The organism is Aeromonas taiwanensis, from assembly GCF_000820165.1.
Lineage (GTDB): Bacteria > Pseudomonadota > Gammaproteobacteria > Enterobacterales > Aeromonadaceae > Aeromonas > Aeromonas taiwanensis.
The window spans coordinates 1-635 of record NZ_CDDD01000043.1; the positions used below are offsets into that span (position 1 = coordinate 1).

Genomic DNA, 635 nt, shown 5'->3' on the forward strand with positions numbered 1-635 from the left:
GATGCGCTTCACACTTCTGCGCATCAAAGATGACAAAAACGGCGCGAAACGTTTTCTAACGTGATGAATTTATTGAAAAACGTTTTTATGCCCTCCCGTAATCCGCCCCTCTTGTCAAGCCTCTCTCCACCCCGCATAACCAGAGCGCGATCGAGTCCACAAACTTGCAAACAAGATACTATTGAACCCTGTCCATCCCCTTCGACGCTGCTATGTTGGCGCCCGTATACCACTTAATGGCTAAGCAAACGGAGTCCATCATGGCAACATTCAAGTTCTACATTCCCGCTATCAACCTGATGGGGGCGGGCTGCCTGCAAGAAGCGGCGGCCGATATCCAGGGCCATGGGCATCGCAAGGCGCTGATCGTCACCGATCGCGTGCTCAACCAGATTGGGGTGGTCGCAAGGCTTGTCGCCCTGCTGGCGGAACACGGCATCGACAGCGTGGTGTTTGACGAGACCAAGCCGAACCCCACCGTGGCCAACGTGGAAGCGGGCCTTGCGATGATCCAGGCCCATGGCTGCGACTGCGTCATCTCCTTGGGCGGCGGCTCTCCCCACGACTGCGCCAAGGGGATCGCCCTGGTGGCCGCCAACGGCGGCGGCATCAAGGACTACGAAGGGGTGGATCGC

Annotated in this window: 1 protein-coding gene; it reads left to right on the forward strand. The window is 58.0% G+C overall.

The window, feature by feature from the left end; translation table 11 throughout:
• Window positions 1-260: 260 nt before the first annotated feature.
• A partial coding sequence (locus BN1136_RS07520; RefSeq protein ID WP_043808299.1) for an iron-containing alcohol dehydrogenase occupies window positions 261-635 on the forward strand: 375 nt, incomplete at its 3' end.